Source organism: Amycolatopsis sp. NPDC057786, from assembly GCF_042797905.1.
Classification (GTDB): Bacteria; Actinomycetota; Actinomycetes; order Mycobacteriales; family Pseudonocardiaceae; genus Amycolatopsis.
On the sequence record NZ_JBHVKW010000005.1, the window covers coordinates 34,118 to 53,470 of the forward strand.

The following is a 19,353-nucleotide window of genomic DNA, read 5'->3' on the forward strand; positions in this document are numbered from 1 at the left end:
CCCGATGCGCTGGTGTCTTCGTAGTTTTACCGGTATGAAACGAACTTCAGTGGTCATCGCCGCGGTTTGCGCGGCAACGCTCGTTTCCCCGGCCGTCGCCTCCGCGACGCCACAACTGCAGCGGACACTGCAGCGCGACGCCGACACGCTCGTGGTGAACGGTTCGCCCGGCGCGCTCGTGGAGGTCAGCACGGCAAGGGGCAGCGTCAAGGTGCGCAGCGGCCACGGCGATCTGCGGACCCGGACCCCGGTGCCGTGGGACGGGCATTTCCGGATCGCGAGTTTCAGCAAGACGTTCCTGTCCGCGACGATGCTCCAGCTCGTCGGCGAAGGGCGGCTTTCCTTGGACGACAAGGTGGACCGGTGGCTGCCGGGAGTGGTGAGCGGGAACGGCAACGACGGCAAGGCCATCACTGTCCGGCAGCTGCTTCAGCACACCAGCGGGCTGCACGATTACATGGCGGAACTCGATCTCTTCACCGAAAAGGGCTTTCTGCGTCACCGGTTCGACGAGCTCAGCGCGTCGGAGGCGGTGAAGCTGGCGGTCGGCAAACCGCCGGCGTTCGAGCCAGGGAAGAGCTGGGGCTACTCCAACACCAACTACGTGCTCGCCGGGATGATCACCGAAAAGGTGACCGGCCGGGACTGGCAGCAGGAGATCATCGACCGGATCGTCCGTCCGCTGGGCCTGCGCGAGACCACCCTGCCGTACACGTCGCCGTTCATCCCGGCCCCGCACGCGCGAGGGTACGACCGGTTCGTCGTCGAGGGCTCGAATCCGCCGCGGCTCGGGCGACGGGTGGACGTGACCTTGATGAATCCGTCGATGGGCGGAGGAGCGGACGGATCGATCAACAGCACGACCGAGGACGGCAACAAGTTCCTCCGGGCGCTGCTGGGCGGCAAGGTGCTCCCGCCGTCGATGCTGGCCGAGATGAAGAAGACCGTGCCCGCGCCGGGGCTCGGCGCGTACGGGCTCGGCCTGGTGAAGTCGACCGCTTCCTGCGGTGACTACTGGGGCCACGGCGGCGCGCTGCCCGGCTACCTGACGGGCAACGGCGTGACCGAGGACGGCAAACGCAGCGTGATGGTTTCGCTGAACACGCTCACGCCGCTCAATCCGGGTGCCGAACCGCCGCCGGGGAACCCGCTGGACCCGGTGATCGACCACGCCCTCTGCGGTCGCGGCTGATCCGCCTGGTGAGTGGTAAGGACGGTTCTAACCGTCCTTACCACTCACGAGCCCCAAGAACGTGCTGCCTCCACCAGGGCCGTGACGCACTCGGCGACAGCGGGCCGCGTTTCCCCCTGCGGCTGCACCGCGTAGAGCTGCCGGTGCAATGCCGGTTCGAGCGGGGCACACACCACGGTCGGCGGCGCGATCGTGGTGGCCATACCCGGTACCAGCGTGACGGCGCCGAGCCCGGCGACGACGGCGAACTGGGTGCCGAACCCGCTGACCGTATGCCGCACGATCGGTTCGATCCCGCGTTCGCGCAGCGTCTGGCGGATCCACGCGTTCGCCAGCGTCGGCCGGGCCCAGGCGACCCAGATCTCGTCCGCGAGGTCTTCGGCGCGCACCGAATCCGCGCCCGCCAGCGGATGCCCGGCCGGGAGCACGATCATCGCCGAGTCGTCGCGCAGTTCGGTCCAGCGGGTCGCGGGCGGCCGGGTGAGCGGCAGGTTCTCCCAGCTCTCGACGACCACGACGTCGAAGACACCGTCGGCCAGCGCGGGAAGGGCGACTTCGGGTTCGACTTCGTGCAACCGCGCCTCGATACCGGGGTGGCGGACGGCGAGGCCGGTGAGCGCCGGTGCGATGAACGTGTGCACCCCGGAAGGGATGGCGCCGATCTCGACCACGCCGGTCGTCTCCCCGGTGAGGGAGTCCAGATCCGCGCGGGCGGCGCGGAGTTCGGCGAGCACTCGGTCCGAGCGCTGTGCCAGCAGCAGGCCCGCCGGGGTGAGCCGAACGCCGCGCCCGTGCCGGACGAGGAGCCCGGTGCCCGCCTCCCGCTCCAGTTTGGTCAGCTGCTGGGAGATCGCCGACGGCGTCACGTGCAGCAGCTCGGCCGCCGCGGCGAGCGACCCCCGCCGCCACACCGCGTGCAGCATCCGCAGCCGTTCCACATTGGACAGATCACCACTCATTAGCCGAGCTTAACCCTCGGGGTAAGAGGATCTCGCTGGTACTCCCCGCCGCCGTGCGATCGAATCGAAGGCATGCGGCACAACGGATTCCTCATCGGTCCGAGGACGCAAGGAGTCCTCGGCGCCCTCGCGATCGCCCTGTCCGCCCCGCTCGTCGCCCTGTCCGGGGTCAGCTCGACGACGGCGACGTTCTTCCGCTGCCTGTTCGCGTTGCCGATCCTGGTGATCTTGGCGCGTTCCCTGGAGCGGGGACACCGACCCACTCCGGCCGCTCGGCGACGCCACGTACTGGCCGGTGTCCTCCTCGGGGTCGACATGGTGCTGTGGAGCGAGGCGATCCTCTCCGTCGGCGCGGGCGTCGCCACGGCGCTGGTCAACGTTCAGGTCGTCCTCGTCCCGCTGGCCGGTCTGCTGTGGTTCGGCGAGCGGCCGCCTCGGTCGTTCTGGCTGTCCATCCCGGTGATGCTGGCGGGGACGGCGCTGGCAGGCGGGCTGGCGGACGGCGGTGCCGCGGGCAGCGATCCCTGGTACGGCACCGTCATGGCGGTGCTGGCGGGAGTCGCCTACGCCGGTTACCTGATCCTGTTGCGCCGCGCCGGAACCGACGGCGGTGGACGCACGACGATGCTCGCCACGGCGACCGCGGCGTCGGCGAGCGTGGGTGGCCTTTCGGGCCTGTTCGCCGGAAACCTCGACGTCACTCCGTCGGCGTCGGCGCTGCTGTGGCTGTTCGTGCTGGCCGTGACCGGTCAGGTGCTCGGCTGGCTGCTGATCGGCAAGGCCCTGTCCGCCCTGCCGGCGAGCGGCGGGTCCGCCGTGCTGATGCTGCAACCCGCCGCCGCGATCCTGTTCGGGGCGGCCCTGCTCGGCCAGTGGCCGACTCCGCTGCAACTCGTGGGTTGTGCGCTCGTCGTCGCCGCGGTGGGCGCCGTCTCGTTCCTCGGCGGCCGGTCGTCAGGGGGCCACCAGCACCGGCCAGTGCCCGGACCTGATGAGCTTGGTCGCGACCGACCCCGCGAACCGGTGCCCGGTCTTCTGTGAGGCGCCGACCACGACGGTGCCGACCTGCTGCGGTCGGCGGTGTCGCGGAGCACGGTGTACGGGTCGCCGAAGACCTTCAGGAATCTGACCGGATACTTCGAGTTCTTCGGCCGCCGTGCGGATCTGCTCGCGAATCTCGGCGTGGAGCTGCACTGCCGTGTCCTGTGGCTGGAAGGTCCGGAGGAGCAGCCGCTTCCCGAAGTGGTCGAGCGGTTGCTGGGCCGCGCTCATCTCCGGTGACCGAGCCCTCCGTCCTTTCCGGACGGAGCCCCGTCAGATCGAGCCGGTGCGCAACGCGAAGGCGACGGCGTGCGTGCGGTTGTGCAGGCCGTATCGGGACATCACCCGGTACAGGACGTTCTTCACGGTGCTCTCCGAATACGCGAGTTTGGCGGCGATCTCCTCCGTGCCATGGCCGTCGGCCAGCAGGCGTAGGACCTCTCGCTCGCGGTCGGACAGGCCGGACAAGGCGAGGCCGTTGGGCACCAGCAGCTCTTCCTGGATCCGTTCGAGCTGGGAGAGCAGGCTGCCCTGCAAACGCGGCGGCAGGGCGCCCGCGCCCTGGCTGACCGCGAGGATCGTCCGCACCAGGTGCTCGCCGTCGAGGTCGCGCCGCGGCAGCAACGCGGCCATCCCGCATTCGATCGCCGTCATCAGCACCTGGACCGGGAAGTGGTCGGTGACGATCACACATCTCGGTGGCGTGGCGAGGGTCGACGCGGCCCGAACCTGGCGCAGGAACGTGAAAACCCCGTCGCCGATCGAATCCCCGACCGTCACGATGACTTCGGCGGGCCCGAGGTCGGTGTCGGACAGCACGTCCAGCCGTTCGTCGCCGCCGAGGATGCTCGTCGTGCCGAGCCCGGCCAGCAGATCCGGGGCGTACACGGCGACTCTGACGCGGTCGGTCCTCCTGCTGATCTTCTCCCCGTGAATCATGGCGAAGTCCCCATCCGAAGCGCCAGCGTTAACGGCTCTTGCTTTGCTTAGAACCTATAACCATGCAACGTTGTATGTCAACGCGGCCGACCGCGTCGTCACAGGGCAAGACGCCCGGCGGGCGGGAAAGGTTCACTGCGAAGGCGATCGGGTCACCGGGTCGTGAGGTCGTCCAGTTCGTCCGTGATCAACAGGTCGGGGTCGAACTTCATTCCGGTGAAGTGACCGGCGAGTTCGAGCGAGAGCACGCCGTGCAGGCGGGTCCAGAACGAGAGCGCGCGGTGCAGCGCCGAGGACGGGGCCGGATCGTCGCCCGCCCAGTCGCGATGGCCGTCCAGATGTTCGTCGAACGGGGTTTCCGGCTTGTCGACGGTGATCGCGCGGCACGCTTCGAGCAGCACGGCCATGACCTGTCGCGAGATGGCGGTGGTGTCCTCGGGCGCGTGGTATCCGGGAACCGGCGTGCCGTAGATGAGGAAGTAGCGCTGTGGGTCGCTCCGGGCCCAGTCCCGGATGGTGACGGCGAGCCCGGCCAGATCGGCGCCGTCGTCGAACGCCGCGCGAACGGTGTCGGCGAGGCTCCGGTACGCGTCGCGGATGAGCGCGGTGATGAGATCGTCGCGGCTGGCGAAGTACCGGTACAGCGCGGGACCGCTCATCCCGACCTGTTTGGCGATCGCGTTGAGTGACAGCGCGGGCACCCCGGCGGCGGCGATCTGCTCCCACGCGTGCTGCTTGATCTCCGCGCGCACCTGGTCGCGATAGCGCTCCCTCGGGCTCTGCCCGTCCGCGTCCGTCATCGGCCCTCCCGCTCCGTCGGCCCGAAGCTTAGTCGGCGCTCCGCGGGCATGAGCGCCAGTTCGGCCGAAGCCTGCTCGCGCAACGCGCCGGACGACGGCCCGGCGGAGAGGTCCACGGCCAGGGTGAGGCATTCCCTGGCTTCCTCGAAGGCGCCCGCCTCCCGCCAGGCCTGCCCCTCGCGGAAGGCGCACGTCGCCTCCAACGCGTCGAAACCACCTTCCCAGGCGAGCCACCGGCCGGTGCGGTAGTGGCCCGCCGCCTCCCGCCATTCGGCGAGATCACCGAACACGTCGCCGATGGAGCGCAGGGTCAGGGCCTTCAGCAGCCGATGGAAATCGGGATACGTGTCGCCTGCCAGCCGTTCGGCGTCGGAAAGCACGGCACGGTGCACGGCGAGTGCTTCGGCATGCCGTCCGGCGTTGAGCAGCGCGTGTCCGTAGACGTTCCGCGCTGTCGTTTGCCCGTCCCAGAACGGGAGTTCGCCCGCCAGCTCATACCCGCGCTTCGCGAACTCGAACGCTTCATCGGCTTTTCCGGTCGACCGCAGCACTTTGCCGAGGTAAATGGACGCCCAGGTCTGCTCGACGCGGTCGCCGATCCCGGCGGCGATGTCCAGCGCGCGGCGGTGCGCCACCACAGCGCGCTCGTGGTCGCCGAGACAGACGTTGGCGGCCCAGCCGACGAAGTTGAGCAGCTTCGCCTCGGCCCCGGCGTCGCCGAGCGCGCTCGCCGCGGCCGCGCCGAGCGTGAAGATCTCCCACCACGGCCGCTGGGCGCTGCGCCCGTCGGAGTACCAGTGCAGCGCGACGGCGAGGTCACTGACCTCCCGGTGCATACCCCTCCGTGCCGCCACACGGTGTGCGGCGACCCAGTTCCCGCCTTCGACGTCCAGCCAGCGGGCGGCCTCTTCCCGTGAGCCGAACCGGCCGGTCTCCGGCGCCTTGGGGTAGAACAGCCTGGCCGCCTCCGCCGCCTTGCCGAGCAGATGGGCGAGCACGGTGTCCCGCGCGGACGGGTCTTCCTCCGCCTCGAACCGTTCCTCGGCGAACAGGCGGATCAGGTCGTGGAACTGGTGCCGCTCCGGTTGCGCCGTGGTCTGCACGAGGCTGGCGTCGACGAGTTCGTCGAGATGGTCGCGGACGTCGGCGGGCGACGCGCCGGAGACGACGGCCGCGAGTTCGAGACCGAAGTCGGCGCCCGGCACGGTCGCCAGCAGCCGGAACAGCCGCCGGGCCTCGGGCGAGACCGCGCGGTAGGACAGGTCGAAGGCGGAGCGCAGCCGCAGATCGCCCGCCGCGAGCGCGCGCAGCCGGGTGCTTTCGTCGCGCAGCCGGTCGGCGAGCTGGGCCAGGGACCACTGCGGCCGGGTGGCGAGCCGGTTGCCCGCGATCCGGAGCGCGAGCGGCAGATACCCGCACAGCTCGGCGAGTTCGCGTGCCGCGGCGGGCTCCGCGTGGACCCGGTCGGCGCCGGCGATCTTGGCGAGCAGACCGGTCGCGCCGTCGTCCGAAAGCGTTTCGAGCCCGAGCCACCGGGCGCCTTCGAGCCCGGCGAGCGTCCGGCGGCAGGTGATCAGGGTGAGGGAACCGGGCCCGGCGACCAGAAGCGGCCGGATCTGCGCCTCGTCGGCCGCGTTGTCGAGCAACAGCAGGACCTTCCGGCCTTCGAGCAGCATCCGCAGCAACGCCGACCGTTCGGCTTCGGAGGCGGGTACCTGCCCCGGCGCGACGTCCAGCGCGCGCAGCAGCCGGTCGAGCGCGGTGCCGGCGCTCAGCGGTCGTTCGTCCATCCCGCGCAGGTCGACCGCGTAGCCCCCGTCCGGGAACTCCGCGCGCCACAGGTCCGCGGCCGTCACCGCGAGCGCCGTCTTCCCGACCCCGGCCTGCCCGACGATCGCGACCACGCCACCACCCTCGGCGACCTTCGCGGACAGCTGCTCCAGCTCGCTTTCGCGGCCGGACAGATCCGCGGTGGGCGCGGGCAGCGCACAGGTCGCCGCGGCCTGGGCGGCCAGTGCCGGATTCCGGCGACGGCCCTGTTTGGCGACGGTGAGGAAGAACTCCCGGTCGCCGCCGGTGAGGCCGAGCGCGTCGGCCAGCACCTCGGCGGAGCGTTGCTGGGCGGCCCGCGCGCGGCCGCGTTCCAGCTCACGGAGGGCGCGGACGCTGATACCGGAGGCCTCGGCCAGGCGCCCCTGCGTCCACCCCGCGGCCCGCCGGTGTTCGAGCAGGAGCTTGCCGAACACCGACCGCTTCTCGTTCGCCTCCACCGCGGCCCATTCAACCGGCAGGCTTCCGATGACGAAAAGCTGCCCCCTGCTTCAGCTTGTCCTGCCTTCTCGCGGGCCGGTTACCTGGAAGGCATGTCGACGATCTTGACGACGCCCGTCCGCCCGGTCGTGCGGACCGAGGAGATCCGGGTCGCCGTGCACGCCACCGATCCGCTGGTGCGGGCGGGGCTGCGCAGCGCGCTCGGCGACGGGCCCGGCATCAGCCTGCGCGAAGACCCGGCGCAGGCCGACGTCCTCGTCGCCGTCGCGGGGAACGACCCGCGGCATATCCCGGCCGGGTCCGCGCGGCTGGTCCTGGTGGCCGATGAGCCCAACCAGGCCGAACTGTGGGCCGCGGTGGAACGTGGGCTCGCCGTCGTCGTCGCGCGCTCCGAGGCGACGCCGGGGCGGTTGCTGCGCGCGGTCGCCGACGCGCACGCCGGCCGGGGCGATCTTCCCGCCGATCAGCTCGGCAGCCTGCTCCGCGGGATTTCGCGGCTGCACAAGGAAGTCCTCGAACCCCGCGAGCTCACGCTCAGCGGTCTGTCGCCACGCGAGACCGAAGTGCTCCGGCTGCTCGCGGAAGGATTCGACACCGGCGAGATCGCCCGGCGAGTGGCCTACTCCGACCGGACCGTGAAGAACATCCTGCACGGCATGCTCAGCCGGTTCAATCTGCGCAACCGCACCCATGTCGTGGCGTACGCGCTGCGCGAGGGGCTCATCTGAGCGGTTTCAGAGCCCTGGTGGTGAACCCGCGTCCGCGATCGACGTCGGCAGGGCGCCTGTGGTCTTCCTTGTCACGACGGCGGGTCAGGCGCCCTGCCACTTTTCGGAGTACACCTTCAGCTCCGCCAACAGGCTCAGATGACTCCTTCCCGGATCGCGTAGGCCACCGCGTGCGACCGGTTCCGCAGCCGCAGCCGGTCGGTGACGGCGTAGATCACGTTCTTCACCGTTCGCTCCGAATAGGCGAGTTCGGTGGCGATCTCCTGCGTGTCGAACCCGTCGGCCATCAGGCGGAGGACATCGATCTCCCGTGAGGAGAGCGCCGCCCCGGCCGGTCTGTTCGGCGCGAGCAGCTCCCGGTTCAACCGCTCGGCGTGTTCGGCCAGCCTGCCGAGCAGATCCCGCGGTGGGCCCACGGCGCCCGACGCGGCGGCACGGACGCTGTCGACGACGCGGGAGTCGGTCATCGCCGACCTCGGCAGGATGGCGACCACCCGGCACGCCACCGCCACCGCGAGACCGCCTTCCTCGATCCGGTCGGTCACCAGCACGATCGGCTTGCCGAGTTCGGCGGTGACCGCACGCAACGCGGTGACCGCGTCGCCGGAAAGCCGGTCGAACGCGGCGACGACGACATCGGTTTCGTGCCGCGCCCTGTCCCCGGCCACCTGCACGGACGGGCGCGCCTCGAGGAGGTCGACCATTCCGGCCTTCGTGATGGGGTCCAGTGCGCAGACGCTCACCCGGACTGGTCGCATATACCCTCTTCTGTCCACTGTGGATCTTCGATTTGTCAAGAGCCGCAGGGACAAAAAGCGTTGCCCGCATGAGCGAGTGGACCTCTTGTACGGTGGGACCCGGGTAGCGGCCCGCCTCGGGTGACCCCCACACTCGATGGCGGGTCGCTTCCTTTCCGCGCGGCTCGTGGCGATTCTGGCCCGCCGTGAACGATCCCGGCAACGCGTTCGCCAGCGTCCTGCTTTCCCCGCCAGCGGAGACTGGTCGAAGGGGCAAAAACGACCCTGACCTGCGTTGACGCCACGTTGGCGCATTGTGGCGCCAATCTGGGCCTTGCCATGGCGCCACTATGGTGCCATGATGGCATCATGGATTTGACGCCCTTTGTGGACAACGTTCGCCGGGAACTCGCCGTCGCCGCCGAGGCAGGGGGAGCCGAGGCGAGCGCGCTCGCCGAACGCCTGACCGCGCCGCTCGCGTCGGCCATTCGTCTCGCGCTGCTGGACGCGCTGTCCGCCGCGTCGGACGAGATCACCCGTGACCTGGCGCCGGGCTCGGTCGAGGTCCGGTTGCGTGCCGGGGAAGCCAGCTTCGCCGTCACGTTGCCCGCGGTCGAACAGGCCGAGCCTGTCGCGGCCGCGGCGCCCGAGCCTCCGGCGGCGCCGCTGCCGGAGGACGAAGGGGCGACGGCCCGGATCAACTTCCGGCTTCCGGAACACCTCAAGACACGCGTCGAGGAGGCGGCGGCCGCGCAAGGCCGTTCGGTCAACGCGTGGCTGGTGCGGGCCGCGTCCGCGGCGTTGAACCCGTCGGAGCCGGCCACTCCGCCCGCCCCGCCGAGCGGCGGTCGTCGCGGCGCGCAGCGCTACACCGGCTGGGTCAGCTAGACCCTTTAGACCAGCACAAACACCGATCACACCACCTTCGAGGGGACAACCATGCCTTCTTTCGCCACCCCGGAACCCATTCTCGCGGACCTCGAGCCGGTCGTCGGCAACGTCCGTATCGTCGCCGGCGACCGCGCCGACACGGTCGTCGAAGTGGCCCCGCTCGACGAGAACAACGACTCCGACGTCGACGCGGCGAAGCGGACCGTCGTCGAATTCTCCGGCGGCACCCTGACCGTCCGCGCGCCGAAGATGCGCCTGCTCGACTTCTCCAACCGGACGAGGTCGATCGACGTGACCATCGAACTGCCCGTCGGTTCCCGGGTGCAGGGGAGCACCGGGCTCGGCGACCTGACCGTGACCGGGCGGATCGGCGGCTGCCGCTACCGGTCCGGGACCGGGCATATCCACCTCGACCGCACCGGTGAGCTGAAACTGCATTCCGCGTCCGGGAACATCGTCGTGGAGCACGCCGACGGCAACGTCGACATCAGCACGAGCTCGGGCCGTGTGCACGTCGGCGCGATCAGTGGCACCGCGGTCGTCAAGAACTCCAACGGGCCCACCACGATCGGGGCCGCCGCCGACGCGATCCGCGTCCGTTCGGCCAACGGCGACATCACCGTCGACAAGGCCGAAAGCGGCGTCGAAGCCAAGACCGCCAACGGTTCGGTCCGGGTGCTCGACGCCGCGCGGGGCACGCTCACCCTCGAGACGTCGTTGGGGGACGTCGAGGTCGGCATCCGCGAGGGCAGCGCGGCCTGGCTCGACGTGAACACCGGCTTCGGCCGCGTCATCAACGACATGACCGCCGGCACGGAGCCCGGCGCCGCGGCCGACAAGGTCGAAGTCCGCGCCGGTACCTCCGTCGGCGACATCCTCGTCCACCGTTCCTGAAGGGAATTCCCATGAGACACCCGGCCATTTCCGCCACCGGACTGCGCAAGTCCTACGGCGACAAGGTCGTCCTGGACGGCATCGATCTGCATGTCCCGAGCGGCACCGTCTTCTCACTGCTCGGCCCCAACGGCGCCGGCAAGACCACCACGGTCAACATCCTGTCCACTTTGGTCACTCCGGATGCCGGTGCCGCGACCATCGCCGGAGCCGACCTCGGCGGCGACCCGGATGGTGTTCGCGCCGCAATCGGTCTTACCGGACAGTTCTCCGCCGTCGACAATCTGCTCACCGGCGAGGAGAACCTGTTCCTCATGGCGGATCTGCACCATCTGCCGCGTCGTACGGGGCGCAAACGCGCCGCCGAACTTCTGGAACGGTTCGAGCTGTCCGATGCGGCGAAGAAGACTCCGTCCACCTTCTCGGGTGGCATGCGCCGCAAACTCGATCTGGCGATGACGTTGATCGGCGACCCGAAGGTCATCTTCCTCGACGAACCGACCACCGGCCTCGACCCGCGCAGCCGCCGCACGATGTGGGAGATCATCCGGGACCTCGTCGACGGCGGCGTGACGATCTTCCTCACCACGCAGTACCTGGAGGAGGCCGATCAGCTCGCGGACCGGGTCGCCGTCCTCGACGGTGGCCGGATCGTCGCGCTGGGCACGCCCGACGAGCTGAAGCGGCGCGTCCCCGGCGGGCACATGCAGCTGAAGTTCCCCGACGCGGTTTCCTTGCGGGACGCCACCCGCGTGCTTCGAGTGTCCACTTCGGACGAGGAAGCGCTGGCGCTCCGCGTGCCGACCGACGGCACCGTCGCCGCCCTTCGCGCCGTGCTCGACCGCCTCGACGCCGAAGCCGTCGCCGTCGACAGCCTCACCGTGCACACGCCGGACCTCGACGACGTGTTCCTCAGCCTCACCGGCCACCGGACCGACGCGACCAAGGAGATGGCCCGATGAGCACCCTGTCCCTTTCGATGCGTGACTCGGCGACCATGCTGCGCCGCAACATCCGGCATATGCAACGCTATCCGTCGCTCACCCTCATGCTGATCGGCCAGCCGATCGTGTTCCTGCTGCTGTTCGTCTACGTTTTCGGCGGCACGCTCGGGAACGGGCTCGGCGGCGGAGGCGGCAGAGCCGAGTACGTCGGCTACGTCACGCCGGCCATCCTGCTCGTGACCGTGTGCAGCGCCGCGCTCGGCACCGCGATCTCCGTGGCGACGGACATGACCGAAGGCATCATCGCCCGGTTCCGCACCATGGCGATCAGCAAGGCCTCGGTACTGACCGGGCACGTCGTCGGCGCGCTCATCCAGACGACGATCGCCCTCGCCGTGGTCTTCGGCGTCACGCTGCTCATCGGCTTCTCGCCGACGGCGGGTGTCGGCGAATGGTTCGCGGTCGTCGGCTTGCTGTTGCTGCTGAGCGTCGCGCTCACCTGGTTGTCGGTGGCGCTGGGGCTGGCCGCGAAGAGCGTGGAGACGGCCAGCAACACGCCGTTGGTCTTCATGTTGCTGCCCTTCCTCGGCAGCGGGTTCGTGCCCACCGACTCGATGCCCGTGTGGCTGCGCTGGTTCGCCGACTACCAGCCGTTCACGCCGGTCATCGAAACCATTCGCGGACTACTGCTCGGCACCGAGATCGGCAGCAGCGGCTGGCTCGCGATCGGGTGGTGCGTCCTGCTCTCGGTCGTCGGGTATGTGTGGTCGAAGTCCTTGTTCGCCAAGGAACGCGACCGCTGAACCGGGGGTCGCCCCGGGCCGGAAGGTTCTGTTCCGGTCCGGGGCGCTTGGTCTTGTCTCCCGTAATTGGCCGACTGATTGCGGGAGATCCGCATCGACAACCTCGGCGCAACGCCCTGCGGCTTGCGTGACTGGACTGGTCATGCGTGACTGTGTGGTTTTCGGGTCATCCAACGTCCCGAAATCCACACAGTCGCGGATGAGGGGTCCGGTCATGGTCGGGGGCGTTGCCCGATCATGGTGCCTCGGCGGTCTCGCGGAGCCCGCCACCCGGGTCTGCAGGTGAGATCGTGCCGCGTGCCGTCGGGCGTGCCGGTGCGGGTGTGTGAACGGACCGGTCACGACCCAGGCGATCAGCAGGCGAAATCCTCCCGCGGCCGCGCACCGCCGACCAGGAACTCCGTCGCGAGGTCGTTCGCGCACTGGTTGTCCTTGAACAGATACGCCAGATGCCCGCCCTGGTCGACGGTGACCATCCTGGCGCGGTCGCCGAAGGCCTGCCGCAGCTTCCGTGCCCCCGCCAGCGGCGTGGCCGGGTCGCGGAGGTTCTGCACGATCAGGACGTTCGACGGGCCGCGGTCGGTGATCTTCACGGGCGCTTCGACCGGTTCGGACGGCCAGAAGGCGCACGGCGTGATGTTCGCGGCCGCGGCGCCGAACAGCGGGTGGCGGAAGCGGTCGACGGCGACATGGCGCTGGTACGTCCTGACGTCCTCCGGCCAGTCGGAGTCGTTGCAGATCACGTGCAACTGGCTCGCGATGTAGTTGTCCGACGGGTAGCTCGCACTGGACAAAGGCGAAGGGACGGGCTTCCCGGTATCGAGCGCGCGCCAGGTTTCGGCCAGATGCGGCAGCTTGGTGTCGTAGTAGAGATCGGCGAACGTGACGTGGCGGAACACCTGGCCGTTGTAACCCTCCGGGCTCGGTGTCCTGTCCAGTCGCGCGGCGAGCTCGAAGTACTTCGCCGTCACTTCCGCCGGCGTCCGGCCCAGGCCGTATTCGGGCTTCGATGCGGCGAATTTCGCGAAGTCCGGGAAGCGGTCCTCGACGCCTTGGCCGAACAGGCGCGAGAAGGAAGCATCCCAGCCGCCGGGGCCGGTCGCGCTGTCGATCAGGAACCGGTCGCTGCGCTCCGGGAACAGTGACGTGTACACCGAGCCGAGGTACGTGCCGTACGAGATGCCGAAGTAGTTCACCTTCCGCTCGCCGAGCGCCTCGCGCACCCGGTCCATGTCGCGGGCGGTGTTGGCGGTGGTCATGTACGGCAGGAGCGGGGCGGTTGCCGAGGAACCGCATTTCGCGGCGACGGCGGCGACCCGCTGGGCCTCGGTCGAGACGTCGGCCGAATTCCTGGCGTACGTCGGGATGTTGGTCGGATGCTCCGCGGGGGACAGCCCGCACGTCACCGGCGTGCTGTTGTGGACCCCGCGCGGATCCATCCCGATGACGTCGTAACTGTCGAGCACCTCCTGCGGGATGTTCAGCTTTTTGAGGGTGGCCGGAAAAGCCAGCCCTTCGCCGCCGGGGCCGCCGGTGTTGGTGAGCAGGACGCCGCGGCGCTTCTCCGGTTTGGTGCTCGCCAGGCGCGAGATCGCGATCTCGATGGCCCTGCCGCCGGGGTCGCGATAGTCCAGCGGGACCTGGATGGTGCCGCACTCCAGTCCGAGGCCCGCCGCCTCTTCCGGGCACGGCCCCCATTTCGGCGCTGCCGACGCGACGGCCGGGGTCGCCGTGGCCACCAATGCGGCGACCAGAACGGGAAGAAGCCTCACTCCACTTCGGACGGTCATCGGCGCGGCTCCCAGCGGAAGAGCCGCGCCGCCAGGGCGACGGCGACGACGACCCAGGCCAGCGTCGGGGCGAGCAGGAGCAAGGAGTCGGTGACGGCCACGCCGCCGTTCCAGGCGTTGACGGCGAGTTCGGTGGCCGAGCCCCCGGGCAGCAGCCGTTTGAGCAAGGTCAGGTCGTCGGTACCGGAGATGCCGACCCAGCTGGCGATGGCGATCACGCCGAGGCTGACCGGCAAGGTGGTGACCTGGGCGTGCTCGGGGGAGTTCGTCAGGCCCGCGGTGGCCAGGCCGAGGCCGATCATCATGGCGACGCTGGCGAGTACCGCCGCCACCAGCAGGGCGATATCGGCGGGTGAGCCGGTGATCGTGCCCAGCACGATCATGATCACCGCGACCTGGACGAGCGAGATCACGGTGACCGGCAGTACCAGGCCGACCAGGATGGACGCGTCACCCGCCGCGGTGGAGCGCAACCGCTTGAGGAACAGGTTCTGCCGCCGCGAGGCCAGCGTGGTCACCGCGCTGGTGTAGAGGCCGAACGCGCATACGGTGAACATCACGATCGCCGCGATGTAGCCGAGACTGCCGATCTTGGCGAAGACTTCGTGCTGGTAGACGAAGAACGCCGAAATGGCCAGCGGCATCACGAAGCTCGTGATCAGGACGGAGCGGTTCCGGAAGATCTGGATCAGTTCGCTGCGGGCTATCGAAAGCATGAGAGTCCTTTGTGACTAGTGGTTGTCGATGGCACGGAACACGTCGTCGAGCCGGGTCGGGCCCGCTTCGAGGTCCTGAAGTTCGACCGCGTTGTCCCGCGCCCACCGCAGCAGGACATGCAGGTCCTTCTGCAGGCCGAAGGTCTCGATGACGAACTTCCCGTCGTGTTCGCGCTTGCCTTGCAAGGGGAGAGCCGGAGCCGACGGCGGCAGGGAGAACCGGATCACGGCGGGCAGCGTCCGCGTGAGTTCGGAGACCGTGCCCTCCTGGTGGAAGGTGCCCCGGTGCATCAGGCCGATGCGGTCGGCACGCTGCTGGGCCTCTTCCAGGTAATGCGTGGTGAGCACGATGGTCGAACCGTCCTCGCGGAGTTTGTCGACCGCGTCCCACAGCGCGTCCCTGGACTGGATGTCCAGACCGGTCGTCGGCTCGTCCAGGAACACCAGCCGCGGCGAGCCGTACACCGCGGTCGCGAAGTCGAGCCGCCGTTTCTCGCCACCGGAGAGCTGGGACACCTTCGTGCCGGCCTTGCGGGTCAGGTCCACGATGCCGAGGACCCGTTCGAGCCGGTCCGTGCGCCGGGTCAGGCTCCCGATCAGGCGGATCGATTCCTTCACCGTCAGATCCGGCGAGAAACCGCTCTCCTGCAACATGATGCCCATCTCGGGCCGGATGGCGGCGCGGTCCCGCGGGCTCTTCCCCAGCACCCGCACCGTGCCCGACGTCGGGTTCCGGTGTCCTTCCAGGGTTTCCAGGGTCGAGGTCTTCCCGGCGCCGTTCGTGCCCAGCAGGGCGTAGAACTCACCCTGCCGGACCTGGAAGGACAGATCCTTCACGGCGTGGAAGTCGCCGTACTTGAGATTGAGGCGGTCAACGTCGATTGCTGTCGAAGTCATGGCACGATTTCAGCCGCTCGGACGCGGGCCGACCAGTGCGGTCACGTCATGCCCGGATATGACGTGGTGTCACTGTCGTCCGCGGCGGCGGAGGGCCGATACTGGACTCATGTCTGATGTGGACACCGAGCCGGCGAAGGGCAGGCTGCGCCGGCTCAACCTCACCATGTTCTTCCCGCTGCTGGTCGTCGGCGGGGTGATCGTGGTCGCGTCCGACGCGCGGACCTGGTGGCACGCGGTCGTCCTTGGCGCGGGCGTGCTGGCGGCCATGGTCGCCTTCGTGCGGTGGGCGGCGGGCGAGGTCCTGCGGGTGGCGATCCCGTGCCTGGTCGTCACGGCGGCCGTATGGCCGTTCTCGGTGCTGGTGGCCGGCGGGAGTTCGTCGTTCTTCGGCGTCTTCCTCGTGGGTTGCCTCGTCGTCCCGCAATTGTCCCGCCACCGGGTGGCGGCGGCGGTCGCGCTGGTCGCGTACGTCGCGGGGGTGGGTGCGCTGAGGCTGCTGGTCTCCCACGAGGACGTCTCCGGTGAGCTGGTCGGTTTCGTGTTCGTCCCGGCGGCGATCACGGCCGTCGTGCTCGGGCTCATGTTCCCCAACAAGCGGTTCTACGACGTCGTCAAGGATCTCGAGGAGTCGCGCGAGCGGGAGGCGGAACTGGCCGTGATCCGGGAACGCGTCCGGTTCGCGAGCGATCTGCACGACATCCAGGGCCACACGCTGCACGTGGTGAAGCTCAAGACCGCGCTCGCCAGGAAGCTGGTGGACATCGATGCCGAACGGGCCAAACAGGAACTGGGGGAGATCCACGCGCTCGTGTCCGACACGATCACCCAGACGAAGGAACTCGCCTACGCCCAGCGGCGGCTCAACCTCTCCGCCGAACTGGAGAACGCGAGGAACCTTTTCGAGGCCGCGGGGATCCGCGTGCGCGTCAACCGGGAGGCGGACGTAGATCCGGAAGCGGGCAGGCTGCTCGGCCAGGTCCTGCGCGAGACCACGACCAACATCCTGCGCCACGCGCAGGCGACCCGCGTGCGGATCACGCTGTCGGAATGGAGCATCAGTATCGTCAACGACGGTGCCCAGCGAGCGCCGCTGCCCGAACTCCGGGGGCTGGCCGCGCTCGAACAACGTGTCGTCGCGGACGGTGGTGAACTGACGGTGGAACAGCAGGACGGGCAGTTCGTGACGGCCGCGTCCTTTCCCCGCCGGGAGGAACGATGACCACGGTCGTGCTCGCCGACGACGAAGCCCTGTTGCGCAAGGCGATGGCCGCGTTGCTCCCGCTCGAAGGCGAGATCACCGTCCTGGCCGAGGCGGAGAACGGCGAGGAAGCCGTCGAGGCCACCTTGCGGCACGAACCCGACGTTCTCGTCATCGACCTCGAAATGCCAGGGGTGGACGGGCTGGGCGCGGTCGCGGAGATCCGCCGCACGCGGCCGAACCAGGTCATCCTCATGCTGACCAGGCACGCGAAACCCGGGGTGCTCCGCAAGGCACTCAAACTCGGTGTCCAGGGCTTCGTGAGCAAGGCCGCCGAGCCGTCGCACATCACGTTCGTCATCAGTGCCCTGCACCAGGGCAAGCGCTGGATCGACCCGGACGTCTCCGCGCTCGCCGTCGTCGACGACTGTCCCCTGACCGAGCGGGAGCTGGAGGTGCTGCGGGTGACCGGCGAGGGGTATTCCGTCGCCGAGATCGCCGCCCAGCTCCACCTCGCGCAGGGCACGGTGCGGAACTATCTCTCGAACGCCATGCAGAAGACCCAGACACAGACCCGGCACCAGGCCGCCAGGTACGCCCGTGAGCATGACTGGCTTTAGGCGCTGTCCTGCACGTCGGTTCGCGGGTGGCCGGCGGTGGGATGAAGGCTCCCTTCGCCGCGTCTGATGCAGTGAAAGGCGCCTTCGCCTCCGGTCGCCGAGGTGGTGAGTGGCGTTTCGGGTTCTACTGAGAGGTGAGGCAAAGGTGGAAGGTTGCGAAAGCCACTTTCGCAACCTTCAGCGTTGTGAAAGTGGCTTTCGCAACGTCGGTGGGCGCGGGCTTCGAGCCCTAGTGCGCCCGGACGTGCGCGCGTTCACCCTGCGGTCCGAAAAGGACGAGGGTTTCGACGGCCTTCCCGTCGGCCGAGCCGAGCCAATGCGGCAGCGCGGTGTCGAACTCGGCGGCCTCTCCTGGCGGCAGCACCATGTCGCGGTCGCCGACCACCAGCCGCAACCGTCCATTGAGGACATACACCCATTCGTAGCCGCCGTGGGTCTGCGGTGTGGGTTCTGCCGGTTCGGCCCGGCTGGGAATGAGCATCTTGAACGCCTGTACCCCGCCGGCGCGCCGGGTGAGCGGTAGGAACGTCATACCGTGCCGGTGGATCGGTTTGAGGTGGATCCGCGGATCGCCGGTCCGGGGAGCGCCGACGAGGTCGTCGAGCGGCACGCCGTGCACGCGGGCCAGCGGCAGCAGTAGCTCCAGCGTGGGCCGACGGCCGCCGCTTTCCAGCCGCGACAAGGTGCTTTCCGAGATCCCGGTCGTCGTCGACAGCTCGGCGAGGGTCAGGCCCCGGTGTTTGCGCAGCGCCCGCAACCGAGGGCCGACCGCGCCCAGTACCTCGTCCGTCTCGTCCATGTCGCCGATCTTGCCAGGTCGGCAAGTTTTCGTGCCAATTCGGCTGCTCCGGGGCGAAGGTGGCGGTCATGAACGCGAGGGAATTCTGGGACGAACTCTACGAACGGCGCGTCGCCGAAGCGCCGAACGTCAACGCGAGACTGGCCGAGATCGCGGGGCCGCTGGCCACGGGCGCCGCGCTCGACCTCGGCTGCGGTGCCGGGGGAGACGCGCTGTGGCTGGCCGCCCGAGGCTGGCGGGTGACCGCGGTCGACATCTCAGGAGCGGCCGTGCGCTCACTCCAGGAACGCGGCGAGCCGATCACGGCGCTCCGTGTCGATCTCGCCGTGGATTTCCCCGACGGCACCTTCGATCTGGTGTCGGCGCAGTACTTCCACACGCCGTTCGACCTGGACAGGTCCCGCGTCCTGCGCACCGCCGCGGGTTCGGTGAATCCCGGCGGGCGGCTGGTCGTGGTCGACCACGGCTCCGCCGCGCCCTGGTCGTGGGACCAGGACGCCGAGTACCCCACTCCCGGTGAGGTGGCGGCCGAACTGAAGCTCGACCCGGCGGACTGGTCGATCGACCGCGCGGAGGCGGCGGAACGCCTGGCCACCGGTCCGGCTGGCCGGACCGCGACCGTCACCGACCACATCCTGGTTCTCCGGCGGACCGCGCGATGAGCCGCGAACGCGACGCCGGGCCACCTTCGACGGGCGCCGGGGAGAAGGAAGTCCTCGTCGGGTTCCTCGACTATCTCCGCGCCGCGGTCATGGCCAAGGCCGAAGGGGTGCCGGAAGACCGGGCGCGTACGCCCGGCGTGCCGTCCGGCACGAATCTGCTGGGCCTGGTCGAACACCTGACCCAGGTCGAACGCCACTGGCTGCTCGGCCACCGCGTCACCGATTGGAAGGCGACGTTCCAACCGGGCCCGGACGACACGACGGCGTCGATTCTCGCCGCCTACCGGGAAACCGTCGCCGAGGCGAACGCCGAGATCGCGTCATGGGACGACCTCGCCGCGACCGGGCCCCGCCGGGGATCACGGCGCTGGACGCTGACCCACCTGATCGAAGAGACCGCACGGCACGCGGGACACGCCGACATCCTGCGCGAACTGATCGATGGCGCCACCGGGCGCTGAAACGGAGA

The 19,353-nt window shown here is 69.4% G+C and carries 22 protein-coding genes; 12 read left to right on the top strand and 10 right to left on the bottom strand.

Features of this window, described 5'->3' with window-relative positions:
• Positions 1-34: 34 nt before the first annotated feature.
• Positions 35-1,192: a serine hydrolase domain-containing protein gene (locus ACFVM3_RS05380; protein ID WP_378435794.1), complete on the top strand. Its 1,158-nt coding sequence runs from the start codon at positions 35-37 to the stop codon at positions 1,190-1,192.
• A 44-nt stretch (positions 1,193-1,236) separates the two neighbouring features.
• Here ACFVM3_RS05380 and ACFVM3_RS05385 read toward each other — a convergent pair whose 3' ends face one another.
• Complete coding sequence (locus ACFVM3_RS05385; RefSeq protein ID WP_378435796.1) at positions 1,237-2,151, bottom strand: LysR family transcriptional regulator; 915 nt, start codon at positions 2,149-2,151, stop codon at positions 1,237-1,239.
• Positions 2,152-2,223: 72 nt separating this feature from the next.
• On the opposite strand from ACFVM3_RS05385, the gene ACFVM3_RS05390 reads away from it, so the two are divergent.
• Positions 2,224-3,192: a DMT family transporter gene (locus tag ACFVM3_RS05390; RefSeq protein ID WP_378435798.1), complete on the top strand. Its 969-nt coding sequence runs from the start codon at positions 2,224-2,226 to the stop codon at positions 3,190-3,192.
• Here the strand turns inward: ACFVM3_RS05390 and ACFVM3_RS05395 are convergent.
• On the bottom strand, positions 3,106-3,327 hold the full coding sequence (locus tag ACFVM3_RS05395; protein ID WP_378436059.1) for a hypothetical protein: 222 nt from the start codon (positions 3,325-3,327) through the stop codon (positions 3,106-3,108). The genes ACFVM3_RS05390 and ACFVM3_RS05395 overlap by 87 nt on opposite strands.
• Between ACFVM3_RS05395 and ACFVM3_RS05400 the strand changes: the two genes are divergently transcribed.
• Positions 3,247-3,432 carry a hypothetical protein gene (locus tag ACFVM3_RS05400; RefSeq protein WP_378436071.1) on the top strand — a complete coding sequence of 62 codons (186 nt, stop codon included), beginning with the start codon at positions 3,247-3,249 and terminating at the stop codon, positions 3,430-3,432. The genes ACFVM3_RS05395 and ACFVM3_RS05400 overlap by 81 nt on opposite strands.
• 33 nt (positions 3,433-3,465) lie before the next feature.
• Here the strand turns inward: ACFVM3_RS05400 and ACFVM3_RS05405 are convergent, their stop codons facing one another.
• The 3 genes from ACFVM3_RS05405 to ACFVM3_RS05415 form a co-directional block, all read right to left on the bottom strand.
• The gene (locus tag ACFVM3_RS05405) at positions 3,466-4,131 is read right to left on the bottom strand and encodes a LuxR C-terminal-related transcriptional regulator (protein ID WP_378435800.1); all 666 of its coding nucleotides are present in this window, start codon (positions 4,129-4,131) and stop codon (positions 3,466-3,468) included.
• Positions 4,132-4,283: 152 nt separating this feature from the next.
• Positions 4,284-4,931, bottom strand: a complete 648-nt coding sequence (locus ACFVM3_RS05410) for a TetR/AcrR family transcriptional regulator (protein WP_378435802.1) — start codon at positions 4,929-4,931, stop codon at positions 4,284-4,286.
• The gene (locus ACFVM3_RS05415) at positions 4,928-7,201 is read right to left on the bottom strand and encodes an ATP-binding protein (protein ID WP_378435804.1); all 2,274 of its coding nucleotides are present in this window, start codon (positions 7,199-7,201) and stop codon (positions 4,928-4,930) included. Before ACFVM3_RS05415 ends, ACFVM3_RS05410 begins: the two co-directional genes overlap by 4 nt.
• Before the next feature lie 93 nt (positions 7,202-7,294).
• Between ACFVM3_RS05415 and ACFVM3_RS05420 the strand changes: the two genes are divergently transcribed.
• Positions 7,295-7,930: a LuxR C-terminal-related transcriptional regulator gene (locus ACFVM3_RS05420; protein ID WP_378435806.1), complete on the top strand. Its 636-nt coding sequence runs from the start codon at positions 7,295-7,297 to the stop codon at positions 7,928-7,930.
• A 134-nt stretch (positions 7,931-8,064) separates the two neighbouring features.
• Here the strand turns inward: ACFVM3_RS05420 and ACFVM3_RS05425 are convergent, their stop codons facing one another.
• Positions 8,065-8,634: a response regulator transcription factor gene (locus ACFVM3_RS05425; protein ID WP_378436061.1), complete on the bottom strand. Its 570-nt coding sequence runs from the start codon at positions 8,632-8,634 to the stop codon at positions 8,065-8,067.
• A gap of 402 nt (positions 8,635-9,036) precedes the next feature.
• On the opposite strand from ACFVM3_RS05425, the gene ACFVM3_RS05430 reads away from it, so the two are divergent.
• Genes ACFVM3_RS05430 through ACFVM3_RS05445 form a run of 4 tightly spaced genes read left to right on the top strand, consistent with a single transcriptional unit; the run spans position 9,037 to position 12,199 of the window.
• Positions 9,037-9,555 (top strand): Arc family DNA-binding protein, encoded by a 519-nt coding sequence (locus tag ACFVM3_RS05430; protein ID WP_378435808.1) that lies wholly within the window; start codon positions 9,037-9,039, stop codon positions 9,553-9,555.
• Between the two features lie 51 nt (positions 9,556-9,606).
• Positions 9,607-10,452, top strand: a complete 846-nt coding sequence (locus ACFVM3_RS05435) for a DUF4097 domain-containing protein (RefSeq protein WP_378435810.1) — start codon at positions 9,607-9,609, stop codon at positions 10,450-10,452.
• Between the two features lie 11 nt (positions 10,453-10,463).
• Entirely contained in the window at positions 10,464-11,414 is a 951-nt protein-coding gene (locus tag ACFVM3_RS05440) for an ATP-binding cassette domain-containing protein (protein ID WP_378435811.1), read from the top strand.
• Positions 11,411-12,199, top strand: a complete 789-nt coding sequence (locus tag ACFVM3_RS05445; protein WP_378435813.1) for an ABC transporter permease — start codon at positions 11,411-11,413, stop codon at positions 12,197-12,199. Before ACFVM3_RS05440 ends, ACFVM3_RS05445 begins: the two co-directional genes overlap by 4 nt.
• A gap of 353 nt (positions 12,200-12,552) precedes the next feature.
• Here ACFVM3_RS05445 and ACFVM3_RS05450 read toward each other — a convergent pair whose 3' ends face one another.
• The 3 genes from ACFVM3_RS05450 to ACFVM3_RS05460 are packed head-to-tail and all read right to left on the bottom strand — an operon-like array spanning position 12,553 to position 15,602.
• Positions 12,553-13,989, bottom strand: coding sequence for an alpha/beta hydrolase (locus tag ACFVM3_RS05450; RefSeq protein WP_378435815.1), 1,437 nt, complete (start codon positions 13,987-13,989; stop codon positions 12,553-12,555).
• Positions 13,986-14,705 (bottom strand): ABC transporter permease, encoded by a 720-nt coding sequence (locus ACFVM3_RS05455; protein ID WP_378435817.1) that lies wholly within the window; start codon positions 14,703-14,705, stop codon positions 13,986-13,988. The genes ACFVM3_RS05450 and ACFVM3_RS05455 overlap by 4 nt, the downstream gene beginning before the upstream one ends.
• A 15-nt stretch (positions 14,706-14,720) precedes the next feature.
• Complete coding sequence (locus tag ACFVM3_RS05460) at positions 14,721-15,602, bottom strand: ABC transporter ATP-binding protein (protein ID WP_378435819.1); 882 nt, start codon at positions 15,600-15,602, stop codon at positions 14,721-14,723.
• 118 nt (positions 15,603-15,720) lie between these two features.
• Here ACFVM3_RS05460 and ACFVM3_RS05465 point away from each other — a divergent pair, with 118 nt between their 5' ends.
• Both ACFVM3_RS05465 and ACFVM3_RS05470 read left to right on the top strand, forming a co-directional pair.
• Positions 15,721-16,824, top strand: coding sequence for a sensor histidine kinase (locus tag ACFVM3_RS05465; RefSeq protein ID WP_378436063.1), 1,104 nt, complete (start codon positions 15,721-15,723; stop codon positions 16,822-16,824).
• A complete protein-coding gene (locus ACFVM3_RS05470; protein ID WP_378435821.1) occupies positions 16,821-17,423 on the top strand; it encodes a response regulator in 603 nt (200 codons plus the stop codon). Before ACFVM3_RS05465 ends, ACFVM3_RS05470 begins: the two co-directional genes overlap by 4 nt.
• A 229-nt stretch (positions 17,424-17,652) precedes the next feature.
• Here the strand turns inward: ACFVM3_RS05470 and ACFVM3_RS05475 are convergent, their stop codons facing one another.
• Positions 17,653-18,222, bottom strand: coding sequence for a helix-turn-helix domain-containing protein (locus ACFVM3_RS05475; RefSeq protein ID WP_378435823.1), 570 nt, complete (start codon positions 18,220-18,222; stop codon positions 17,653-17,655).
• 68 nt (positions 18,223-18,290) lie between these two features.
• On the opposite strand from ACFVM3_RS05475, the gene ACFVM3_RS05480 reads away from it, so the two are divergent.
• Positions 18,291-18,884, top strand: a complete 594-nt coding sequence (locus ACFVM3_RS05480; protein ID WP_378435825.1) for a class I SAM-dependent methyltransferase — start codon at positions 18,291-18,293, stop codon at positions 18,882-18,884.
• On the top strand, positions 18,881-19,345 hold the full coding sequence (locus tag ACFVM3_RS05485) for a DinB family protein (protein ID WP_378435827.1): 465 nt from the start codon (positions 18,881-18,883) through the stop codon (positions 19,343-19,345). Before ACFVM3_RS05480 ends, ACFVM3_RS05485 begins: the two co-directional genes overlap by 4 nt.
• Positions 19,346-19,353: the final 8 nt, after the last annotated feature.

Excerpts from the sequence above, each read along its gene's own strand:
- ACFVM3_RS05450 (WP_378435815.1), bottom strand. The coding sequence starts at position 13,989 with ATGACCGTCCGAAGTGGAGTGAGGCTTCTTCCCGTTCTGGTCGCCGCA.
- ACFVM3_RS05470 (WP_378435821.1), top strand. The coding sequence starts at position 16,821 with ATGACCACGGTCGTGCTCGCCGACGACGAAGCCCTGTTGCGCAAGGCG.
- ACFVM3_RS05405 (WP_378435800.1), bottom strand. The coding sequence starts at position 4,131 with ATGATTCACGGGGAGAAGATCAGCAGGAGGACCGACCGCGTCAGAGTC.
- ACFVM3_RS05435 (WP_378435810.1), top strand. The coding sequence starts at position 9,607 with ATGCCTTCTTTCGCCACCCCGGAACCCATTCTCGCGGACCTCGAGCCG.
- ACFVM3_RS05430 (WP_378435808.1), top strand. The coding sequence starts at position 9,037 with ATGGATTTGACGCCCTTTGTGGACAACGTTCGCCGGGAACTCGCCGTC.
- ACFVM3_RS05475 (WP_378435823.1), bottom strand. The coding sequence starts at position 18,222 with ATGGACGAGACGGACGAGGTACTGGGCGCGGTCGGCCCTCGGTTGCGG.
- ACFVM3_RS05390 (WP_378435798.1), top strand. The coding sequence starts at position 2,224 with ATGCGGCACAACGGATTCCTCATCGGTCCGAGGACGCAAGGAGTCCTC.
- ACFVM3_RS05420 (WP_378435806.1), top strand. The coding sequence starts at position 7,295 with ATGTCGACGATCTTGACGACGCCCGTCCGCCCGGTCGTGCGGACCGAG.
- ACFVM3_RS05425 (WP_378436061.1), bottom strand. The coding sequence starts at position 8,634 with ATGGTCGACCTCCTCGAGGCGCGCCCGTCCGTGCAGGTGGCCGGGGAC.
- ACFVM3_RS05455 (WP_378435817.1), bottom strand. The coding sequence starts at position 14,705 with ATGCTTTCGATAGCCCGCAGCGAACTGATCCAGATCTTCCGGAACCGC.
- ACFVM3_RS05380 (WP_378435794.1), top strand. The coding sequence starts at position 35 with ATGAAACGAACTTCAGTGGTCATCGCCGCGGTTTGCGCGGCAACGCTC.
- ACFVM3_RS05410 (WP_378435802.1), bottom strand. The coding sequence starts at position 4,931 with ATGACGGACGCGGACGGGCAGAGCCCGAGGGAGCGCTATCGCGACCAG.
- ACFVM3_RS05445 (WP_378435813.1), top strand. The coding sequence starts at position 11,411 with ATGAGCACCCTGTCCCTTTCGATGCGTGACTCGGCGACCATGCTGCGC.
- ACFVM3_RS05460 (WP_378435819.1), bottom strand. The coding sequence starts at position 15,602 with ATGACTTCGACAGCAATCGACGTTGACCGCCTCAATCTCAAGTACGGC.
- ACFVM3_RS05480 (WP_378435825.1), top strand. The coding sequence starts at position 18,291 with ATGAACGCGAGGGAATTCTGGGACGAACTCTACGAACGGCGCGTCGCC.
- ACFVM3_RS05440 (WP_378435811.1), top strand. The coding sequence starts at position 10,464 with ATGAGACACCCGGCCATTTCCGCCACCGGACTGCGCAAGTCCTACGGC.
- ACFVM3_RS05485 (WP_378435827.1), top strand. The coding sequence starts at position 18,881 with ATGAGCCGCGAACGCGACGCCGGGCCACCTTCGACGGGCGCCGGGGAG.
- ACFVM3_RS05385 (WP_378435796.1), bottom strand. The coding sequence starts at position 2,151 with ATGAGTGGTGATCTGTCCAATGTGGAACGGCTGCGGATGCTGCACGCG.